The following is a 22777-nucleotide window of genomic DNA, read 5'->3' on the forward strand; positions in this document are numbered from 1 at the left end:
AGAAAAACAAATCTTCAAAGCTCGTGAGCTCCCTCAAGAAGGGCGCTCGCGGGCTTTTGTCTGGGAAAAAGGATCTCAACAAACTGGCTGCAGCGTTACCACTGACCGCAGTTTTGGTTGAAGAAGTTCGTGCAGCACAAGCCAAAAATCAAAGCGGCAAAGCCCCTGCAGAGGCGGTGAAACCACAGTCTGCGAATGAGCAGATCCAGTTAGATGTCAATCAAGGAGAGCTTGTTCTAGACAGCGCTGCAATTGAAGAGCAGGCATCAGCAGAACAGTCTGTCCAAGACGCGGCAGCAAATGCGCGAGATTCATTGCGTGCCGTGCTTCAAGATGAGATAGCCAGTGCGCAAGCCACAGCAAGTGCGAGCAAGATCGATCCTGCTGCACCCGATGCTGGGCATCAAGCCATTCGTTCTGTGTTGAACGATGAAATCAATTACGAAGTTGCAAAAGCTTTAGACGCTTCGCCCAAAGCCGCAGAGGTTTTGGCCAAGCTGCCTGACGTTAGCCTGCCTCAAGGGTTGACCGCCAATTTGGGTGCGTTCCCAACGGGGGGCGCGGCTGCAGTTGCTGTTGCTGCTTTGGGTGGCGGTGGTGGTGGCGTTGTCAGCTCCGCTGTGAGCGTGGTGACGGGTGGATCGCAATTGCCACCTGCTGTTCAGCTCGCATTCTCAGGCGCGGCGATTGACGGTTATGTGCAAGGCGCAACCGTTAACTACCAAGTCAAAGTCAACGGTGTTTGGACCACGGTCGCCACCACAGTCACCGATGCCAAAGGCGGCTATTCATTCACAGGCTTGGACGCTTCATACGCCACAGGTCGCGTGGTCATTGCTGGCGGTGGTTATGACGCCAACACCGGTCAGCAAGTGGGTGAATTCATCTCTAACGCATCCGCATCAGAGGCGGGTGGTTATCAAGCGGCCACACCGCTGACCATGATCTTGGCTCTCAGCGGCTTGACTGAAGACGAATTCAAGGCGCAATTGGGCATCAGCGAAGTGGCCGACCTCGGTAGCTTCGACCCAGTCGAAGCCATGAAGACCGGCAACGCCGCACTGGGTGAAAAAGTATTTTCGTTGCAACAAGGTGTTTACACACTCTTGCAAGCGGCCTCCACAGTGGCAGGCGGTGGCGTTTCCACCAGCACATCTTTGAACGATGCAGTTGCTGCGGTTGGTAAGGTCATTGCTGCTAACTATGCGGCCGACCTTGGCGTCATCAGTCTCCATGACTTGACTGTTGGCGCGATCAAAGAAGTTGCTGTTGGCACGTATGCCAATGCAGTCACGCATGCCATCAATCTGACCAACGAAAAGATTGCCGAGTACTACACAGGTTTAGCAGACGCTTTCCGTGAAGACCCACCGAGTGTGGAGTCGCAAAGCACTATTGCAGGCGCTAAGGCCGCTGCATCGGTTTCACAGTCCAGCTTGCTCAGTGCATTGGCGGTTGGCACTGAAGGGGCGGTTGCCGCTTTTGAAAGTTCTTTCCAAGCTGAGCTGACACTGCAAGTCAACGCTTTCAAGGAAGTCGCGGCACTCGCTGCATCTGATCAAGACCTCACATCCACGATTGCCAACCCCGTGTTCTTGGTGCAGCAAGCCCTGCAGTACACCGGTGGTTTGCCTACCTCTACGCAAATCAAAGATTTGGCGGGTGAGTTCACACAAATCTCGTTGGCCAAGCTGATTGACCTCAACGTCAGCAACGTCACCTTGCTGGGCACCAACGATCGCGTTGAGTTGTTGATGCAAGGCAATGGCTCTACCAACACCGATGCAGAGCTGGCCACCAAACTGCAAGACGGTTTGTTTGCCTCGAAGTACACCGTCACCTTGCGCGTCAATGATGGTGACATTGCGCAATTGCTCAAGCAGTTGCAAACCGTTGATTTGCATGCCGTCGGTATCGACATGCTCAAGCCCATTGCGGGCACACTCAAAATTTCCAAAGCCGATGCGATCAGCTTGATCGACGAGGGCCTGTCATTTGCCACGGGTTCATTCCAGCTCAAGCCAGGCGATAGCCTGAGCTTTGCCGATGTTCAAAAACTCGTCATCGATGGTGGCCTCAAGTTGGCCGACAACACCACCGTTGATTTGTCGGGTGCTGATGTTCAGCTCGACACCGACACCGCTTTCGATCTCATCGCCGCAGGTGCGAAGTTCACCAACGCCGACAACCTGTCGCTCTTGCTTGAAGCCCGTCACCTGAACGGTAACGCGCAAGCCGTGGTCGACAAACTCTTGTCCTTGGTTGGGGTGGGTGATGCATCCACCGGCCTGAGCTATGTGTTTGACACCAGCAGCCGTTCTCCTGCCAGCGGCGTCACCTTCACATCGGGCAAGTTGGCCCTGTCTGGCTTGACGCTCACCGAAGCACAAGCCTCTGCTTTGGTGCATGCTGACATTAGCCAATCGGTCAAGTTCAGCAACACCGCCATCAGCTTCAGCAACACCGCGTATGCCGGCAAAGTGGATGCATTTGTTGCTGAACTCAAAGACCTCTTTAAGGCTGGCATCAAAGACTTCACAGTCACGGGTGACGTCAGCAAAGACATCGCCACCAAGTTACTCAACATCGACTCCTCTGTCGTGTTGCATGCCACCGTCACCGAGCCTCTGACCGCCAGTATCGCGATGGGCTTCGCCGCACGCGGCATCACACCTACCAATGTGAACTTTGACATCGACTATGTCAAAAACTACATCTTGGTCGATGGCAACAAGCTCACATCCACCATCACGGTGAATGTGCCGTTCTCGGACGACACCATCACCCCCACAGACTTTGTCAACCTCATTGCTGCAGGCGTTCGCTTCCAGTCTGGCATTGGTTCTGTGCTCATCAAAGACACCGACACAGCCTTCACCATGGGCTCTGATGCGGTGGCCAACCAGCTCAAGCTTGTCAATGCAGGCTTGAAATTGGCCTTGGGCTCTGCACCGCTCACCGATGCTTCGCTCACACTCGCCAATGCACAAAAACTGCAAGCTGCGCACGTCAATGCTGCTGACCAAGTGTTTGGTGACATCACCTTGCAGCTCTCCAGCGCTGACATGGCTGCTGCCAACCTCAAAGCCACACTTGCAGCACTCAGCTACCACGACCTCAACGTTCGCCCCATCTCTGGCTCGCTCACAGCAGCGCAGGTTGATGCGCTGCAAACCGTCAAGCCTGGCTCGCCAGTGCACTTCGAGTTTGCCTCCTTGCAACTCGACGCCACATCCGTGGCTGTTGCTGCGCAAAAAGCGGCCAACTACTACAGCGGCTTAGGTATCACCACGGCGGTGGTCTCTGCCACGGGCATGACTTACGCGCAAGCTTCGGCACTGTCTGCTGCTGGCATCACCAAAGTCAATGCGGGCTTGGTCGTCACGCTGGATGCATCTGCTGCGACGGGCCACTTTGCAAATCTCGATAGCCTTGCTGCTATGGGCTTTACAAAGTTGTCTGTGCCCGCCACATCGGCCATCACCAAGGCTCAATTCGACGAAATCATTGCCGAGTACCCCAAGTTCACCTTTGAACCTGGTAGCAAGATTGACCTGAGCGATGCCGCCAACCCAGGCTTGGTCGGAACCACACTGGCCAAAGCTGCCATCTACAGTGCGGCGGGTCTGACCTTGACCAACATGGACACCCTGGCCGCCAAAGACATCTCGTTGTCACAGGCTGTGTCTCTGGCTGCCAAAGGCGCGCACTTTACGTCAGAAGTGAAGGGCGAAACCCTCGTCATTTACAAAGAGGCCAACACCGCCACCAAGACCTACTTGTCTGACTTGTCGTTGAACCAAGTCAAGTCATTGTTTAACGCAGTGGCAGGCGGTACCGATGTGGTGTTCAAAGACTTCACATCGCTGCGTGTGTCGTCCACCGAACTGGGTAACTTAGACGCAGCCATGGTTGCCAAGCTGGCCAAAGCCGGTTTGCCCGGCATCAGCCTGATTGACTCGCCTTCGTTGACGCAAGTCCTCAAGCTCTCTGGCTCATCGCTGCAATTCGTCGGTCCCGTCACGCTGGCAGATAAATCTATCACCAGCGTTAACGATGCACTCGTTGCCATCGCCAAGGGCGCGGTGTTCAGCGGTGCTAGCTTGATCTTGAAAGACACAGCGGCACTCACGAGCATGATCAGCGGTGGTGATTTGGATGGCAAACCCATTGGTATCCTCAAAGCCAAAGGCGTGACCACGCTTGACTTGTCTGGTAGCGGTATTTCTGTTCAAGACGCGACCACCCTCATGAATTGGGGCGGCATCAAGTTCGTCAACACCCAGTTGCTCACTGGCACAACCCCCATTGACGTTGCTGTGGTGGGTAACTTGGCTGCATTGGGCGTTTCTGTGCCATCCACGGCGGTCATCTCATCAAGTACCAACAGCGTCACCTTTGACCAGGCCTATGCCGTGGCGTCTAACGGTGGTTCGATTGCACTGAAAACAGGCTCGAATCCCGTGACTGCCCATGTCACTGTTGATGCCACTGGAAAAACTGCGCTGACGTACACAGAAGCAGCCACCGTTTTGAGCAAAGTTCAAAACGCTGAGTTCTCAGGTGTCAATTCAATCCAACTGGCTGCCAAAAACGCAGACTTCGCCGCTGTCGTCGCCCTGGCTGGCAAGCTGCAAGATGCAGGCATCATCTCGATCAAGCTTGCCACAGGTGCTGCGCTCAGTGTCAACATTGGACAACTCCAAACACTGACCACAGAAGGTGTGTCATTTGTCTCTGGCAGTGATGTTCGTCTCCAGCTCACATCAGGCGACCTGTCTGCGCAGTTCACCGCTATTGGTGGACTCGGCAGCAACACCGCTGGCGTTGGCTTCATCAAAGCGGCAGGTGCATCACTCACACTGAGCAGCGCTGACTTTGACAAAGTGACCAACGGCATGAAGTTTGTCCCTGCCGACATGGTCACCGTGCAAGTCAGCAGTTTGAACTCTTCCGATTTGGCTCGCTACAACACCGCAGGTGTTGACTTTGTGGGCGCTGTAGGCGGCAAGATCACCATCTCGGCTACAGCGGCTCAAGGCGTTGTCGATGCCAACACCGTCAAGCTGTTGCCTACCGATGTGGTCACCGTGTCGCTTAACAGCACTGAGCTCAATGCACTCACATCGGGATCGGTGGCAGCATTCAAAGCTGTGGGCGTCGATAACTTCGCTGTTGCGACGGTTAACAATGTCGCCCCATCTGTTCCGTTGTCTGCGGTCAAAGCCATTTTGGCCAACCAACTCAGTTTCACCAGCAATGTCACGGTGGATGTTCCGGTCACTGATGCGGCCGACCTGACTTACGTCATCGACAACTCTGGCTCGCTCGCGGGTGCTGGCGTGAAGCAAGTACACGTCACAGGCGGTGAAGCATCTTTGACCATGAAGCAACTCAGCAGCCTGTTGGCTGCGGGTACCGGTGGTGTGAAGTTTGTTGACAACATCAAAGTCAGTGTCAACACAGCGGCTGACTTGGCATACTTTGCCAGCAGCGCGACAGACATTCAGGCCTTGCAGCCAGTTAAAGAGCTCTCGCTGGATGCCTCCATCATCAACATTCCTTTGGCCACTGCGCAGCTCTTGGCCAAGAGCTATCACCTGACGCCACCTGCCACGGTATCTCTTGACTTTGCTGCCGCCACTCAGCTGACCCAGGCCGACGTCACCGCGTTGAACAGCGCAGGCTTTGTCACCTTTAACTTTGGTGGCATCAGTGTTGACCCATCCGCGCAACTCGATGCGTTTGTCGCCAAGCTGACTGGCGCAGGTTACAAGCCAGGTGAACTGCCCGTCGAAGTGACTGGCATCATGGTCAACACGACCTTTGCTAAGCTTGCATCGGCTCCGACTTACGATGCAGATAAGAAGCTGGCGGACTTTGGCTTCAAAGACAACACTGGCTTTATCAACAAGCCAAGCTTGAATTTGGTGAGTGCAGCAGCCGAGAAACCAGCCGATGGTGATTTGCTCTTTGACGGTAAAGTTTTTAAAGTCTTTGACAAAGGTGATTGGACAGAAGCCAAGACCATCATCTCCCCCACAGGCGTCGCCGTCAAAGTCATCGCGACCAACAGCGACAACGCCATCACCTCTGCTGAACTCAAGGCACTCACTAGCCTGACGGGCGGCAAGCTCAGCTTCACCGGCATCAACCTCCAGCTCAAGGACGTTGCTGAAGCCACAGGTCTCACAGCCAAGACTGTGACTGCTTACAAAGCGGTTGGCATCACATCTGTCGATGCTGGCTCTCTCAGTGGTTGGGATGTGAAAACTGTCACTGCAGTTCAATCTGCTGGTTTGAAGTTTGCCAATGTCAACAGCGCAAAAATCACAGATGCCACAGTCAACTTGAATGACTACCAAGCCATGAAAGGCTTGGGCTTCACATTCAATGCCACCACGCTCTTGCGTGACAAGGCAGTGGATGGCACTCTGTCAGCACCATCGCTCACAGCTGCTGTTGCTCAGCAATTGTTGGTGGCCAAAGACATCGGTCTCTCTGGCGTGGTGATCAAAGATGGCAGTTTGTCTGCCAGCACGGCGCTGTCGCTGTCAAAAGCTGGATTGATTGTTAGCAATGTCTTGGTGTCAGGCAATGTTTCAGTTGACGATGCCTTGGCTTTGCTCAATCCAAGCTCCACCAACAGTGCACCCACATTTGCGGTGAAGGGGTTCTTTAGCGGCAACACGCTCACCACAACCGCGACCAAGCAAACCATCGACATTGATCAAGCGCTCAAGCTCACCAAAGTGTTGGGCTTGGGCGATGTGCGCATCAAAGTTGAAGCAGGCAGTGCTGATACCCCTGGGCTGTTACCAAAGTTAGCCACGTTGCTCGCGCAAGATCCAAGCGCTAAATTTGCAACGGGTTCGTTCTTGACTTGCGACAGCTTGACGTTGTCACAAGCTAAACAGCTTTTCAGCTTGGGCGGTGGCTTAGTCAGCACGGGCGCAAGCGGCGTAGAGCTCAAGCTCACACTCGACAGCAGCAACTCGAACTTCAGCGAAATCTTGGGCGTTGCTCAAGCCCTCAAAGTTAAAGTCATCGACTGCGACAGCAAACCACTGACGCTTTCCACCACGCAGTACGCGGACTACGTTGCTAGCAAGATCACGCTTGAAAAAGTTTCTGGCAACATCCAACTCACAGTTGCATCGCCAGAAGACATCACCTACGTGGTGAACAACGCGGTGACTCTCAAAGGCAAAGTTAATCTTGTCACGACAGGTACATCGCTCACACTGACCAATGAGCAGTTTGCGACTTATCAAGCAGCGGGTGCTGCAGGCGTTAAGTTCGCCAACACTGTAGCCATCAGCGTATCGTTAACGCAAGATCAACTCGATGCATCGAATCTTGCCAGCACACTGGCCACACTCAAGGCTGCCAACGTGGCAGGTGTTGTGTGTTTGGCTGACAAAGGCTTAAGCAACGCAGCAGTGACTGACTTGATTAAGTCAGGCGTGACAGTGTTGGGTTCACCCACACTCAAAGTACAACCCGAGCCAGAAAAAGTCGGTGAGCTGTTCTCCGCTGGTTTCAATGTGCAGGTCACACCCGACCTCACCAACGTCTCCATCAGCAAGGCGCTTACGCTGGCTGCCATCGATGGCGTTAAAACAGTGTCCTTGGTTTCTGGTGCATCAGAGTTGACGGTTAGCCAGTCGGATTGGCTCAACCCAAGTGCGCGCGCCATCATTGACAAAGTACTGTTGTCCACCGGCAGCAAACCAGCCATGAACATCACCGGCGTCGAAGCCGGAAAAGTTGAATCCTTGTTGGCAGAGCAGGGCGTCATCATCAAGCAGTTGGCATTGCAAGCGGGCCAATCCATCATCACCAGCACCTCGCAATGGGATGGTCGTTGGACTGAACTGACTACAGGTCAAAACCCTAAAGTCATTGGGCTCGCAGACGCAAATGTCACCATTGCCGGTGTTTCTTCCCAATCTGAAGTTATTCGTCTTGCCAGCCAGACATTGGTCGACAAGGTGTACCTGTCCTCTTCTTCAGGCTTCAAGCTCGATGCGAGCAATCTCACGGCAGACGATGTAGCCAGCTTGGCTAAGGTGTACTACGCGGGTGGAGCTGTCAGTGTGATCAACAGCTTAGCGTTGAAAGACATTGGTTCAGTTACTGAAGATACCAACATCGCTTCGGCAAGTTTGTTTACAAACGACCTTTCTGTTGGCAGTTCTACGCTCGCTAAATCGGTCGCGAGCATTCAATATGGCTCCGACTCTTATGAGGTTCGTGCAGACGTTGCAACAAAGGTTTCCACGCCTTATGGTGACCTCTTCATCAATGCGGACGGTAGCTACAGTTTCACAACGGGTGGTGCTGCGAATGCATTGGTTGCGAATGCGCAGCAAGATTTGATCTTCTCTTATACCGTTAACAACGGTACGACCGTCGAAAGTAGCGCGCTCACCGTTCGTATCAGCGGTGTCAACGACGCACCAGTTGCGACCTTCACAGCTGCTCAAGCCGTGTTGGAAGACGCCACCATCAGCGGTCAATTGACTTCAACGGATGTGGATACGGTTCACTCGGCTACCTACAGCTTGGTGGGTGATCCGATCACAGGTCTAACGATCAACGCAGATGGTTCATGGACATTTGACGCTTCGAGCTACGACAGCCTGTCCAAAGATGCGACATTGCCCATCACGGTCAACTACCTTGTGACGGACGATAAGGGCGCAACCAGCACCAACAGCTTCGTCATCACCGTCACGGGTACAAATGATGCGCCGACAGCGACTTTCACAGCTGCGCAGCCTGTGTTGGAAGACACCACCATCAGCGGTCAATTGACTTCAACGGATGTGGATACGGTTCACTCGGCTACCTACAGCTTGGTGGGTGATCCGATCACAGGTCTGACGATCAACTCAAACGGTTCATGGACATTTGACGCTTCGAGCTACGACAGCCTGTCCAAAGATGCGACATTGCCCATCACGGTCAACTACCTTGTGACGGACGATAAGGGCGCAACCAGCACCAACAGCTTCGTCATCACCGTCACGGGTACAAATGATGCGCCGACAGCGACTTTCACAGCTGCGCAGCCTGTGTTGGAAGACGCCACCATCAGCGGTCAATTGACTTCAACGGATGTGGATACGGTTCACTCGGCTACCTACAGCTTGGTGGGTGATCCGATCACAGGTCTGACGATCAACTCAAACGGTTCATGGACATTTGACGCTTCGAGCTACGACAGCCTGTCCAAAGATGCGACATTCCCCATCACGGTCAACTACCTTGTGACGGACGATAAGGGCGCAACCAGCACCAACAGCTTCGTCATCACCGTCACGGGTACAAATGATGCGCCGACAGCGACCTTCACAGCTGCACAGCCTGTGTTGGAAGACGCCACCATCAGCGGTCAATTGACCTCGACAGATGTGGATACGGTTCACTCGGCTACCTACAGCTTGGTGGGTGATCCGATCACAGGCCTGACGATCAACGCAGATGGTTCATGGACGTTTGACGCTTCGAGCTACGACAGCCTGTCCAAAGATGCGCAGTTGCCCATCACGGTCAACTACCTGGTCACCGATGACCTGGGGCTGACCAGCACCAACAGCTTCGTCATCACCGTCACGGGTACAAATGATGCGCCGACAGCGACTTTCACAGCTGCTCAAGCCGTGTTGGAAGACGCCACCATCAGCGGTCAATTGACTTCAACGGATGTGGATACGGCTCATACGGCCACCTACAGCTTGGTGGGTGATCCGATCACAGGCCTGACGATCAACTCCAACGGTTCATGGACATTCGATGCTTCGAGCTACGACAGCCTGTCCAAAGATGCGCAGTTGCCCATCACGGTCAACTACCTGGTCACCGATGACCTGGGGCTGACCAGCACCAACAGCTTCGTCATCACCGTTACGGGTACAAATGACGCACCTCAACTTTCAGTTTCGTCTCAAGCACAAAATGTGACCGAAGACCAAACGGTTGGCGTCCCATCATTACAGTTGTTGAACGGTGTCGCCACAGATGTGGACTCCACCACCTTATCTATCCAAGGTCCTACCGTCACGGCCTTCATGGTCGATTCAGCTGGTAACCATATTTCCACCGTTGCCACATTCCCAAGCGTGCTGCCGCTCACCCCAACAACGGGTGCTGCACTTTGGCTGGATGGCACACAACTCAAAATTAACCCTGCTGCCGAAGCCTTCCAGTTTTTGAACGATGGTCAAAAACTTGAGGTTTCTGTCAGCTACAAGATTGCAGACATAGATGGCGGTGAGTCCAGCACCGCCACTGCATCGTTCACTGTGGCTGGCAAGAGCGAAGGCACTAGCTTCAGCGCCAAGGTCATCGATGGTTATGTGCAAGGCGCGCGCGTCTTCTATGACACAGACGGCGATGGTAAGTACGATGTCGGCGAAGCTTTTGCCATCACCGATGCCGAAGGCAACTACAAGCTCTTTGTGGACAACGACAAACTCGTTGCAGGCGGCAAAGGCAACCTGATTGCTGAACTTGATTGGAAAGAGGGCGAAGTTGAACACTTCGCCACTGACAAGTTCACCGGCAAGATCCTCACTGGCGATTTGATTGCGCCTGAAGGCTTCACCTACATCACACCGTTAACCACCTTGGTGGCCTTGACGGTTGAGAAAGGTCAAGACCCAGTGGTTCTGGCCAAATCCATCGCTAATGGTTTGGGCTTGACAGCGTCATTGCAAAACTACGATCCATTTGCCAGCATGACCAGCACCAACCCTGCGGTTGCTGCTCAAGCCGAATTGGTCTTCAAAGCCCAGCAAATGGTGTTCACCGTCATGCAAGCAGCCACCACGGCACTTGTTGAGGCATCACCAACTTTGAGCAACCCGCTGTTGACCATGGCCAAAGCCGTGACCAGCGCCATCACCACCGGTAAGCCTGCGGCTGATCTGTCTGACACGCTCAGCGCCGTTAGCACATCAGCCATCAACACCTTGTTCAAGGGTGATCCCGTGGCGGTGGCTAAGGCTGGTGCGATCATCGACAGCATCAACACCGTCAACGCCCAAATCGACGACAACTACTCCGGCTTGTCAAAAGCCTTGATCAGCAAAGATCCAGTTGCCATCGCCAAGGCCGAAGCCGCTGCCGGTGTTTCACAAGACTTGCTGATCAGCGCTGTTAAATCGGTTGCCAAGACCAATGACATTGCAGTGATTGAGAAAGCTGGATTGACCCAAGCTGCAGTGAGCCAAGCTGTTACGGACGCTGTGGTCTCTGACCCCGACTTGGCAAACGCCAATTCCATTTACAAGCAAACCTCTGGCAACTTGCTGCAAGCAAGCTTGAAATCACTCGCTGGCAAAACAGCCATCGCAATGGACGGCGTTGCGGTCAACCCAGTCACCAAAGACTTTGACGTCAGCATCAACTACGCCACCTCAGGCGATGCAGCTGGTGCGCCAGCTGGAGCGTTGCCAGGCATCACTGCCAAAGATGTTGCCCACAAAGCAATCAGTGCTGATGACCTGAATGTCACGCTCAACGTGACAGGTCAGACGCAAGTTAACGAACTGGCTGGCGTGTTTGCCCCAGCCAACGCCAGCCTTGGCGCACTTGGTATTGACCATGTCAATCTCAACTTTGCGGATGGCGATGTGGCCAACTTGCTTGATGCAGGTTCCACACTCAACCTCAGCATCAATGCGCTCGCCACTGAAGGCGTGGATGTCAGCGGCACGATTGACCGCACTGCACAAGATGCACTGCACCTCACAGATACCCAATCCACTGACTTGGTGTTGGATGGCTTGCACTTTGCCGCAGATGACACCATTGTTTTAGATGTCGACGCCAGCGGCACCAACCTCAACACCAGCCTCAAACAGTTGCAAAAACTCGGCGTTGATGCCGTGAGCGTGGCAGGTGGTGTCGATGGCATCAATGTGGATTTGGGCAGCGACTTCAACTTCAGCAGCATGGGCGGCTTGCCAAAGTTTGGCGATACCAATGCCGATGGCACACTCACGGCCACAGAGCAAGCTGATTTGCACGTCACCCTCAATGCCACCGGCTCACAACTGGAAGGCATTGCTGATAACGCCAGTACCTTTGCCAATGCAGGCATCGACCAAGTCGCCTTCGACCTGACCAGCGAAGGCCAGTTGCAAGACTTGCTCAACAACGATGTCGCGCTGAATCAGTTGGTCGTGGGTCAGCTCGACGCTGTGGTCGACTTTGGCAGTGCCAACGTCAATGTGCAATCGCTCGGCATAGACGCACAGGGTGATGTCACCCTCGAAGTTGCAGCGGCCCAAGGCACACACCTCAGCACCAGCCTCAAAGACCTGCAAAAACTCGGCGTCGATGCCGTGAGCGTGGCAGGTGGCGTTTCTGGCATCAATGTGGATTTGGGCTCTGGCTTTGACTTCAATGCAGCCACAGGCGGCGTCACCCTGTTTGGCGATGCCAACGCCGATGGCGTTCTGACTGCCCAAGAAGACGGTGCGCTGCACGTCACTCTCAACGCCAGCAGCGGTGACTTGGGCCATCTGTCTGACGATGCCGCCGATTTCGCCTTGGCTGGCGTCGACGAAATCTTCTTCGATGTCGGCAACGAAGCCGGCCTCACATCCTTACTGACCAACCAAACAGCGCTTGCAGATTTACACAATGCCAGCCTTGACGTCACCGTTGACATCGGTGGCGTACATGTGGGCGTTGATGCGCTGCACTTGGACAGCGGCAAGATCACCCTCGATGCCGAAGGCGCATCACAAGGCACACATCTGAGCACCAGCCTCAAAGACCTGCAAAAGCTCGGCGTTGATGCCGTGAGCGTCGCAGGTGGCGTGACCGAACTCAATCTCGACTTGGGTTCAGGCTCCGATGCCTTCTCATTCTCTGGCTCATCCGTGGTCAGCTTCGAAGGTGACGACAACCTGCGCGTCACCCTCAGCACCACCGATGCAGGCCAAATTGACGATCTTGCCAAGGTGGCTGGTAACTTGCATGCCGCTGGCATTGATGCTGTCAACCTTGATCTCTCGGGCCAAGGTGGTCTCAACGCGTTGTTGGGTACGGGCACTTTGAGCAGCGAAATGCAAGCGCTTGATGTTGAGTTGGGCAAACTCGAAGACGCTGGCGTTCAAGCCATCGTTGGCATCAGCCAAGACCAAGCCCAAGAAATCCTCAAAGACGCCGCCACTTTCAGCTTCAATGCCGACGACACCGTCGTCATGCACACCGACACGGCTGCCCAAGGCACACACCTGAGCACCAGCCTCAAAGACTTGCAAAAGTTGGGTGTTGACGCCGTCAGCGTCGCAGCAGGCGTGACAGGTATCAACATCGATTTGGGCGAAGGCTTTAACTTCAACCCAGTCACAGGCGGTGTCACCTTGTTTGGTGATACCAACGGTGATGGCACTATCAGCTTGCAAGAAGATGCGGCTCTGCACGTCACCCTCAATGCAAGCCATGCGGACTTGGTTCATTTGAGCGACATGTCTGCTGACGCTAGCCACTTTGCCTTGGCAGGCGTAGATGAAATTTTCTTCAACGTGGGTGATGAGGCAGGGCTAACCACTTTGCTGGCTGATCAGCCAGCTTTGAAAGCCTTGGAAGGCGCTAGCTTGGATGTCACCGTTGATTTCGGTGGCGTGCATGTGGGCGTTGATGCGCTGCATTTGGACAGCGGCAAGATCACCCTCGATGCCGAAGGCGCATCGCACGGCACACACCTGAGCACCAGCCTCAAAGACCTACAAAAACTCGGCGTTGATGCCGTGAGCGTGGCAGGCGGTGTGGGTGAAATCAGCCTCAACCTCGGCGCTGGTGACTTCACATGGGCCAACGGTTCCGTGGTCAATTTTGAAGGCGATGCCGACTTGCGTGTCACCCTCAACAGCACTGACGTGGGGCAGCTAGACGACATCACACTTGCCGCAACTGGTTTGCACACCGCTGGCATCGATGCCGTCAACCTCGATCTCTCTGGCCAAGGCAGCCTCGACAGCTTGCTCGGCACGGGCAACTTGGTGGACGAAATCGCGTTGCTCGACAAGCAACTCGACACACTCGACCACACAGGCATCCAAGCCATCGTGGGCATCAGCGACGACCAAGCGCAAGAACTGGTTGCTAAAGCAGCTGACTTCACTTTCGACGCAGACATCACCGCTGCTGTACACGTCGACGCAGCCACACACGGCACCCACCTCAGCACCAGCCTAAAAGAGCTGCAAAAGCTGGGTGTTGATGCGGTTAGCGTCGCTGCAGGCGTAAGCGGCATCAACATCGATTTAGGCGGTAGCAACGACTCGTTCACTTTGGCCGATGGCACAGTGGCCTTGTTTGGTGATACCAATGCCGACGGCATCCTCAGCGCGCAAGAAGACGCTGCATTGCATGTCACCCTCAACACATCTGATGCAGACCTCAGCGACATCAGCGCTGATGGCAACATATTTGCAGCTGCTGGCATCGATGAGGTGACATTCCAGCTCGATGCGACTGGCCTCGAAACACTCTTGGGTCAATCCACTGAGCTCGCTGCCTTGCATGTACCCAACCTCGACGTCACCGTTGACTTCGGCAGCGTTCATGTGGGTGTTGATGCGCTGCACCTGGACGATGGCAAGATCACCCTCGACGCAGCAGGCGCCTCACACGGTACCCACCTCAACACCAGCCTCAAAGACTTGCAAAAGCTGGGTATCGACGCCGTCAGCGTGGCCGCTGGCGTGCATGACATCAATTTGAACTTGGGTGCTGACACTGAGGGCTTCCAGTTCACGGGTGGTTCTGACATTCGCATTACCGGCGATGAAGACCTCAACGTCACGCTCAACGTTGCTGATGCATCGCAACTGCATGATGTCGCTGAGTTGGCGTTCCACCAAGTTAGCAACATCGGTATCGACGCCGTCAAACTCGACCTCTCAGGTCAAGGTAACCTCGATACCCTGTTGGGTGCTGGCACCCTTAAGCACGACTTCGCCGCACTCGAAGCAGATTTGCTCGAAGTGCATAACGATGGCCTGCAATCCATCCTTGGCATCGACCAAGTTCAAGCCGGTGAGTTGCTGGCCCATGGTTTGAACTTCCAAGCACAAGACACCATCGTGCTCAATGCCTCTGTCGATGCATCGCAAGGCACACATCTGAGCACAAGCCTCAAAGACCTGCAAAAGCTCGGCGTTGACGCCATCAGCGTTGCAGCTGGTACAGCCGCCATCAACGTCGACATGGGCACAGGCTTCAACATTGACGCCGTAGGCGGCATCGCCTTGTTTGGCGACACCAACGCCGACGGCACATTGACCGCCCAAGAAGCCGATGCCTTGCACGTCACCCTCAACGCCACAGGCGCTGATTTGGCTGCGTTGTCTGCCGGTGACAACGCCAGCCAATTTGCCTTGGCCGGCATCGATGAAGTGAGCTTCAAGCTTGACGCACAAGGCCTCGAAACTCTGCTCAGCACAGCCAATGCTGATGAGTTGGCCGCCTTGAGCGCAGCCAATCTCGACGTCACTGTTGACTTCGGCTCTGCCCACGTTAGCGTCCATGACCTCAGTCTCAATGTGCATGACGACGTAACCGACGTGGTCATGCATGTCCAAGGCAGCCACCTCAACACCAGCCTCAAAGACCTCCAAAAATTGGGTGTCGATGCGGTGAGCGTTGCTGCAGGCGTGAGCGAGATCAATTTGGATTTGGGTTCCGATCACGGATTCCAAATCCAAGCTGGATCTTTGCCAGCCTTCGACAGCCAAGACATCCAAGTCACACTCAACGTCGCTGATGCAGGTCAAGTGGATGAGCTGGCCAACTTCATCGCGAACGATGGCTCGCTCTTCAACGCGGGCATCGATGCCGTCAAACTCGATTTGGCAGGCGAGGGCAGTCTCGACGCCTTGTTGGGTCGCGGCCAGCTCGGCGCAGACTTCGCAGCTCTGGAGGCCGACTTGGCCACCTTGCGCGGCGACGGAGTCGATAGCGTTCACCTCGACACCATCGTGGCGATTGACCAAGCGCAAGCCCAACAACTGGTGAATGCAAATCTGCACTTCAACGGTGCGGACGATGTGTTCCTCAACGCCTCTGCAGGCGCTCACGGTACGCATCTGAGCACCAGCCTCAAAGATCTGCAAAAGCTCGGCATTGACGCCGTCAGCGTCGCGGCAGGCACAACCGCCATCAACTTGGATCTCGGCTCAGGCTTCGATACCAACAATGCCGACGGCTTCACCAGCACCGGCGGCATCGCTCTGTTTGGTGATGCCAACCACGATGGCCAACTCAGCGTCGATGAAGACAATGGCCTGCATGTCACCCTCAATGCCTTGTCAGGTGATTTGGCAAATCTGTCTTCTACATCCAGCGCATTGAATACCGCTGGTATTGACGAAATCAGCTTCACGCTCAACAACGAAGCTGATCTTGAGTCACTGTTGGGCAGCAGCAACCTGAACGCACTCAACAACATCGCGCTCAACCACATCGATGCCACTGTTGACTTTGGTTCTTCACACATCAATGTGAAAGACCTGAGCTACAACAGCGCGGATGACAAGATCACCTACGACTTGAGCCATGCCTCACAAGGCACGCACCTCAACACCAGCCTCAAAGACCTGCAAAAGCTCGGTGTCGATGCCATCACCGTGGGCGCGGCCGTGAGCGATATCAGCTTGGATTTGGGTTCTGCATTCTCCTTGAGCAATGCCCAATTCCAAGATGCATCTCTGCCTGTGTTCAGCGGCGGTACAGACCTGCACGTCACCCTCAATGTGGCCGATGCCACACAACTCGACGCCGTTGCCGCCCTGCATGCCACAGACTTGTTGGCCTCGGGCATCGATGCCGTCAAGTGGGATCTGTCGGGTGAGGGCAGTCTCGACACCTTGTTGGGTCGTGGTCTGTTGTCGTCTGACCTCAGCCATCTCGAAGCCAGCTTGGCTTCCGTGCGCGACAACACAGCGCTCGACACCGTCATCGGCATCGACCAAAGCCAAGCCCACGAGCTGTTAAGCGCAGGTCTGAACTTCACCTTTGACAGCCACGACACTGCCTTGCTCAACGCCTCTGCAGGCGCACACGGCACGCACCTGAGCACCAGCCTCAAAGACTTGCAAAAGTTAGGCATCGATGCCGTGACCGTGGCTGCTGGCGTTGGCGAAATCAGCGTGAGCTTGGGTGCTGACTCTCTGGGCGCACTCTCTGCAACCGGCATGCCCGTGTTTGGCGATACCAATGCCGACGGCTCCCTCAGCTTGGCTGAAGACAACGCCCTCAAAGTCACCCTCGACGTGGCAGACCTGACGCAAATGGGCCAAGTCAGCGCATTGGACAACCATGTGCTGAGCGATGCAGGCATCGACGCCGTGCGCCTTGACCTCATCGGCAGTACCTTTGACCTGTCCTCAGCCTCAGAGTGGACAAACCTTGAAAACGCACTGTCTGCTGTGCGTGCAGATTCGCTCGACGCCATCGTCGGCATCGACCTCAACCAAGCCGCAGACCTGATCGGTGCAAGCTTTGCGCACTCCTTCGCTGCAGCTGACACCATCACCTTAGACGCCTCTGCCGGTGGCCATGGCACACACCTCAGCACCAGCCTCAAAGATCTGCAACGCTTGGGCGTGGATGCTGTCAGCTTCGACCACGACGTCAAGAGCATCCAAGTCGATGGCACAGACACACACCTGTTGAGTGCCACGGACATCCCTGAGTTCAACAGCGCTTTGGATGTCACGCTTAACCTTGATAAAGCTTCGTTGCCCGACATCGGTGTAATGTCCAAGTCATTGGCCGAAGCCGGCATTGACCACTTGGGCGTGTTCAGCTCTGATGTGAGCGGTGCAGACACTCTCAGCGCCTTGTTTGGCAAGCTCGACAGCGGCTTAGACATCACCCTCAAAGTCGACGAAGCACAAACTTGGACGGCGGGCGACAACTTCGCACTCCACGGCATCGATTTGCTTGCAGGCTTCCACCTCGACAGCAAAGCCACATGGGGCGACCTCATCCAAACCCTGCACGACTCTGGCTTGGGCCATGTGCAGCTTCAAGAGTCTGCCAACGTCACCATCGACGACGACCTGTCTGCCGCCTTGTACGAATCTGGCATGTTGCAAGCCTTGCCCGAAGCCGCGATCACCATCCAAGCCAACACTGCGCTGCTCAACACCAGCCTCAAAGCCATGGCTGACTTGGGCGTTGACTCCGTCAGCGGCGAAGGCAAGCTCTATGTTGAATTGGGCATCAAGCCCGAAGACGTCCACACCTTGGCCGACATGCACGACTTGTTCAGCGCCTTTGGCCTTGACCATGGCACAGATCACTCCTTGTTCGCTCAAAACCAACAAGCGGGCTTGGTCATCGACCAAACCACCTTCAGCAGCTTGGGCGCTGTGGGCGTACAAGAGTTGGTGGGCGAGCTCAGCAAGCTCGGCTTCACCGAACTCGATGTGGTTGGCAAGTCCCAAGCCGACGGCGCACATGTGTACGAAATCAACGTCACTGCACAAACACCGGTCTTGTCGCAAGTCCAGGTCTTGGGCTCTGCTGACCTCGGCGATTTGGCCCATGTGTTTGACCCAGACATCCTTAAAAACCATAAATGATGTCAGTCAAGTAAGATTGGCACATGCTTAAAGCCTTAAGTTCACAAAATAAAACGGGTATTGCCGCTTCCGAGGCCCCGGTTCGCAAAATCCTCATGCAGTGTCGCAACGCGTTTTGGTACGCGTTTGGCCTGACCTTCGTCATCGACTTGCTCAGCGTCACGCCGCTGCTCTACATGATGAACACCATGGACCGCGTGCTGTCTAGCCGCAGCGGCGTCACCTTGGTTTCGCTCACCGTCATCGTCATTGCGTTTTACGTGTTCTGGTCCGCGCTAGAGTGGATTCGCTCTCGCCTCATGGTGCGCCTGTCTTTGCGCATCGACTGGGACTTGGCAGCCGATGTGTTTGACGCCTCTTTTCGCCGCTACGTGGGCCGCAAAAACGTCAACGTCCACCAGCTCTTGGCCGACTTGCTGGCTTTGCGCCAGTTCTTCACGGGCCAGTCCGCCTTGTCGCTCATGGATGCGCCATTTGCCATTGTGTTTATTGGCATTGGTGCCTTGTTCCACCCATACCTCGCCATCTTCGCTGCGGTGTCGTCTGTCTTGATGATTGCGGTGTCTTACTTCACCGTCAAAGTTACTAGCCCCATCCTCAAAGAAGCGCAAGACGCCAACACCGAAGCCTCCCGCGTGGCCGCCAACAGCCTGCGCCACGCCGAATCCACCTTGGCTTTAGGCATGTTGGGCGCTGTGCGCAACCGCTGGTACGCCCAGCACCGCCACTTCCTCACCAACCAAGTCAACGCCAGCGAAGCCACGGGCCTCATGGGCGGCATGTCTGGCTTTTTGCAAAAAGCCATGCCTTCCTTGCAAATGGCTTTGGGCACATTCTTGGCCATGGAAGGCCTCATCACTGGCGGCATGATCATGGTCGCCTCCATGCTCATTAGCAAAGCTGTGTCGCCCATCCAAAAACTCATTGGTAGCTGGAAAGACATCGTCGCCGCCCGCCAAGCCTATGAGCGCCTCAACGAACTCTTGGCCGAAGACCAACAGCGCGGCAAAAGCATGCAATTGCCCGCACCTCAAGGCCGCTTAGATGTCAAAGGCGCTACCGCCGTGCCCCCTGGCCACAACAAAGCTGTGTTGGCCGACATGAACTTCGCGCTCACCCCCGGCCAAGTTCTGGCGGTGGTGGGGCCTAGTGCGGCCGGTAAATCGTCGCTCGTCAAAATGCTCTTGGGCGTGTGGAAGCCCGCGCAAGGTAGTGTGCGTTTGGACGGTGTGGAAATCTCTGAATGGAGCCACGACGAAGTCGGTCCACTCGTGGGCTATGTGCCCCAAGAAATTGACTTCTTCGAAGGCACAGTGGCCGAAAACATCGCCCGCTTGGGCGAGGTCGACCCCGCCAAAGTGGTCCAAGCCGCACAGCTCATTGGCATGCACGAGAGCATTCTGACTTTCCCCAAAGGCTACGACACCCCTTTGGGCGAAACCGGTTTTGCCTTGTCGGGCGGCCAGCGTCAGCGCATTGCCATTGCCCGCGCCATTTATGGCATGCCCAAATATGTGGTGATGGACGAACCCAACTCCAACCTCGACGAAGTGGGCGAAAACGCCCTGATTGCCGCGGTGCAAGCTCTCAAAGACAACGGTGGCACGGTCATCATCACCACCCACAGGCCCCGTTTGGTCAGCATCGTCGACATGATGCTTGTGCTCAAACAAGGCCGACAAGTCGCCTTTGGCACTGCCAAAGACATGCTTGAAGCCGTGCGTCGCCTGCAAGCCGTGCCCGCCACAGAGGCAGGCGAGGGCGCTCAACAGCCCGCCGCTGAAGCCCCCACCGAGCCCACACCGTCCACTGCAGCAGCCGGGGGCACCGCATGAGCAAGCTCACCGAACTCGTCGCCAAAGGCAAAGCCTTGGGCGACAGCCTCAAATCGCGCGTCACGCCACCCCCTGTGCTTGACGAATCAGGCCAACCCTTGGCCATTCAGCCGTCCAACACCACACGCGCCATCGAGAAAGCCAAAGAGGTGGACCAAAAGCTCAGCAGCTGGATCGACACCTGGAACCCCTACACCCCCGAAAAACTCGCCGACAAAGGCTTGCAACCTGTGCAAGTAGAGGAGTCCGACATTCGCCGTGGCGCGGCCAAGTGGTTTATGGGCTTTTTCGCCGTCTTTCTGGCTTGGGCACTCTTTGCCCCCATTGATGCGGGTGTGACGGTGCAAGGCTCGGTCAGCGTACTGGGCAACCGCAAAGCCATTCAGCACCCCACCGGCGGTGTGGTGCAAGAAATCATGGTCAAAGAGGGCGCGCAGGTCGAGGCCGGTGAAGTGCTCTTGCGCATCAACCCGCTCAAAAGCGAAGCCGAAATGACCGGCGTTGAGCTGCAATACATCAACTTGCTCGCCACCGAATCGCGCCTCAAAGCCGAGCGCGACGCAGCCAACACCATCACCTGGACCGACGAACTCGGCAAACACTTCAAAGACGACGACACCCGCGTGGCCGAAGCCAAAGCCCTGCAAGTGCAGCTCTTTAACTCGCGCCGTGCCGAATACAACAGCCAAGTCGCCAGCCTTAATGAGCAAATCAGCGGCCTAAGCGTCATGCTCAACTCCCGCAAAGTGCAGCAACGCAGCCTTGACGAGGAAATGACCAACACCCGCAAGCTCGCCAAAGACGGCTTTGTGCCCATGGCCCAAGCCAACCAAGCCGAGCGCCAAAAGAGCGACATTGACAGCAGCATTGCCAGCACCCAAGCCGACATTGCCCGTGCGCGCTTGCAAATCAGCCAGCTGCGCAGCGCTTTGCTCAAAGACGTCGACAACCAGCTGCAAGAAATTCAGAAAAACCGCGACGCCATGTCCTCACGCCTCGACTCGGCCAAATTTGACCGCGACTTGGCCGAAGTCAAAGCCCCCGTCAGCGGCAGCGTGGTGGGCCTCAAAGTGTTTACCGTGGGTGGCGTCATCACCAGCGGCCAAGTGCTCATGGAAGTTGTGCCCAAAGATGAAACCCTCATCGTCCAAGCCAAAATCCCCGCCACCATCATCGACAAAGTTCGCGTGGGCATGGCCACCGACATGCGCTTTACCGCTTTTAACCAAGCCACCACCCCCGTTATCCCGGGCGTCATGAGCGTGGTCGGGGCCGACAAAGAGCCAGGCGCCAACCCCAACGAAGGCGAGTTTTACATGGGCCAAGTCGAAACCACCAAAGAAGGCCTAGAGCTCTTAGGCTCCCTCAAAGTGCAGCCCGGCATGCCTGTGGACGTCATCATCAAAGCCGGTGAGCGCACCTTCATGAGCTACCTGCTCAAGCCACTCAGCGACAAGACGGCACGCGCCTTCAAAGACTAATATTTAGTTAAATTCGCCATTAAAAGCCGCATCCATTTGGGTGCGGCTTTTTTATTTTGACTCAGGTTTATTTCGTTCGACATCGGTATCGTTTGCGCAATTTCACAATTAAACCCAAGCACGCTTTGGTTTTCGTTAAAATGCCAACAGTATTAACAACCCAGAATGGATGGCGTGTGGTCATCTATCCAAACGATCATCGTCCGCCGCATGTACATGTCATCGATAAGGATAAGCACGCGAGGCTCCAGTTGTTATGCGACTTGGGCGGAGTGACGCTGATGAGCAATGTCGGCTTCACGCAAGCACAGATCAACACGATCAAGCTGTTCTTGGAGCAGCACATTGCAATTCTTTGCATGCATTGGGGAAGAATTCATGGATATCGATAAAAACTTAATAGATGACGCGGCGTATCAAAAAGCCACAGAAAGCGGGCAGCGTTTGTTGGCGCGAGGCCCAGTGGCCAAGCTTGCCAGATATGTGGCAGGGCGCATTCATGTGGAGCTAGACAATGGCTGTGCATTTGAATTTCCGGTCGCGCATGCGCAAGAGCTGGTAAATGCAAAGCCTGCAGACTTGCGCCAAGTAGAGGTCACTGCGGCTGGGTTGGGACTCTACTGGCCCACACTCGATGCTGATTTGTACGTGCCGAATGTACTCAAAGGCGTACTTGGCACACGTCAATGGATGGCGCACATTGGCGCTACTGGAGGCAAAGCTAAGACGCAAGCTAAATCTGTGGCTGCTCGAGAAAATGGCAAACGTGGCGGACGACCAAGCGCCAAGTCTATGAAAGTAAATTCGTGACTTGCTGTTTTAATTAATTTAATTGGCAATAAAAGCC

At 55.2% G+C, this 22777-nt stretch carries 4 protein-coding genes; all 4 read left to right on the plus strand.

The features are described 5' to 3' along the window. Positions 1–56: 56 nt before the first annotated feature. The 4 genes from QMG27_RS06100 to QMG27_RS06115 all read left to right on the plus strand — a co-directional run bounded on the left by QMG27_RS06100 (position 57) and on the right by QMG27_RS06115 (position 22740). Positions 57–18614 (plus strand): VCBS domain-containing protein, encoded by an 18558-nt coding sequence (locus tag QMG27_RS06100; RefSeq protein ID WP_281814366.1) that lies wholly within the window; start codon positions 57–59, stop codon positions 18612–18614. Between the two features lie 23 nt (positions 18615–18637). After that, the gene (locus QMG27_RS06105) at positions 18638–20449 is read left to right on the plus strand and encodes a type I secretion system permease/ATPase (RefSeq protein WP_281814368.1); all 1812 of its coding nucleotides are present in this window, start codon (positions 18638–18640) and stop codon (positions 20447–20449) included. Further along, the gene (locus QMG27_RS06110; RefSeq protein ID WP_281814370.1) at positions 20446–21930 is read left to right on the plus strand and encodes an HlyD family type I secretion periplasmic adaptor subunit; all 1485 of its coding nucleotides are present in this window, start codon (positions 20446–20448) and stop codon (positions 21928–21930) included. Before QMG27_RS06105 ends, QMG27_RS06110 begins: the two co-directional genes overlap by 4 nt. A gap of 378 nt (positions 21931–22308) precedes the next feature. After that, entirely contained in the window at positions 22309–22740 is a 432-nt protein-coding gene (locus tag QMG27_RS06115; RefSeq protein WP_281814373.1) for a DUF2442 domain-containing protein, read from the plus strand. The last annotated feature ends 37 nt before the right edge of the window (positions 22741–22777 follow it).

The organism is Limnohabitans sp. MORI2 (genome assembly GCF_027925025.1).
Classification (GTDB): domain Bacteria; phylum Pseudomonadota; class Gammaproteobacteria; order Burkholderiales; family Burkholderiaceae_C; genus Limnohabitans.

Bases quoted from the DNA above. Each gene is read 5' to 3' on its own strand.
- QMG27_RS06105 (WP_281814368.1), top strand. From the start codon at position 18,638: ATGCTTAAAGCCTTAAGTTCACAAAATAAAACGGGTATTGCCGCTTCC.
- QMG27_RS06110 (WP_281814370.1), top strand. From the start codon at position 20,446: ATGAGCAAGCTCACCGAACTCGTCGCCAAAGGCAAAGCCTTGGGCGAC.
- QMG27_RS06115 (WP_281814373.1), top strand. From the start codon at position 22,309: ATGGATATCGATAAAAACTTAATAGATGACGCGGCGTATCAAAAAGCC.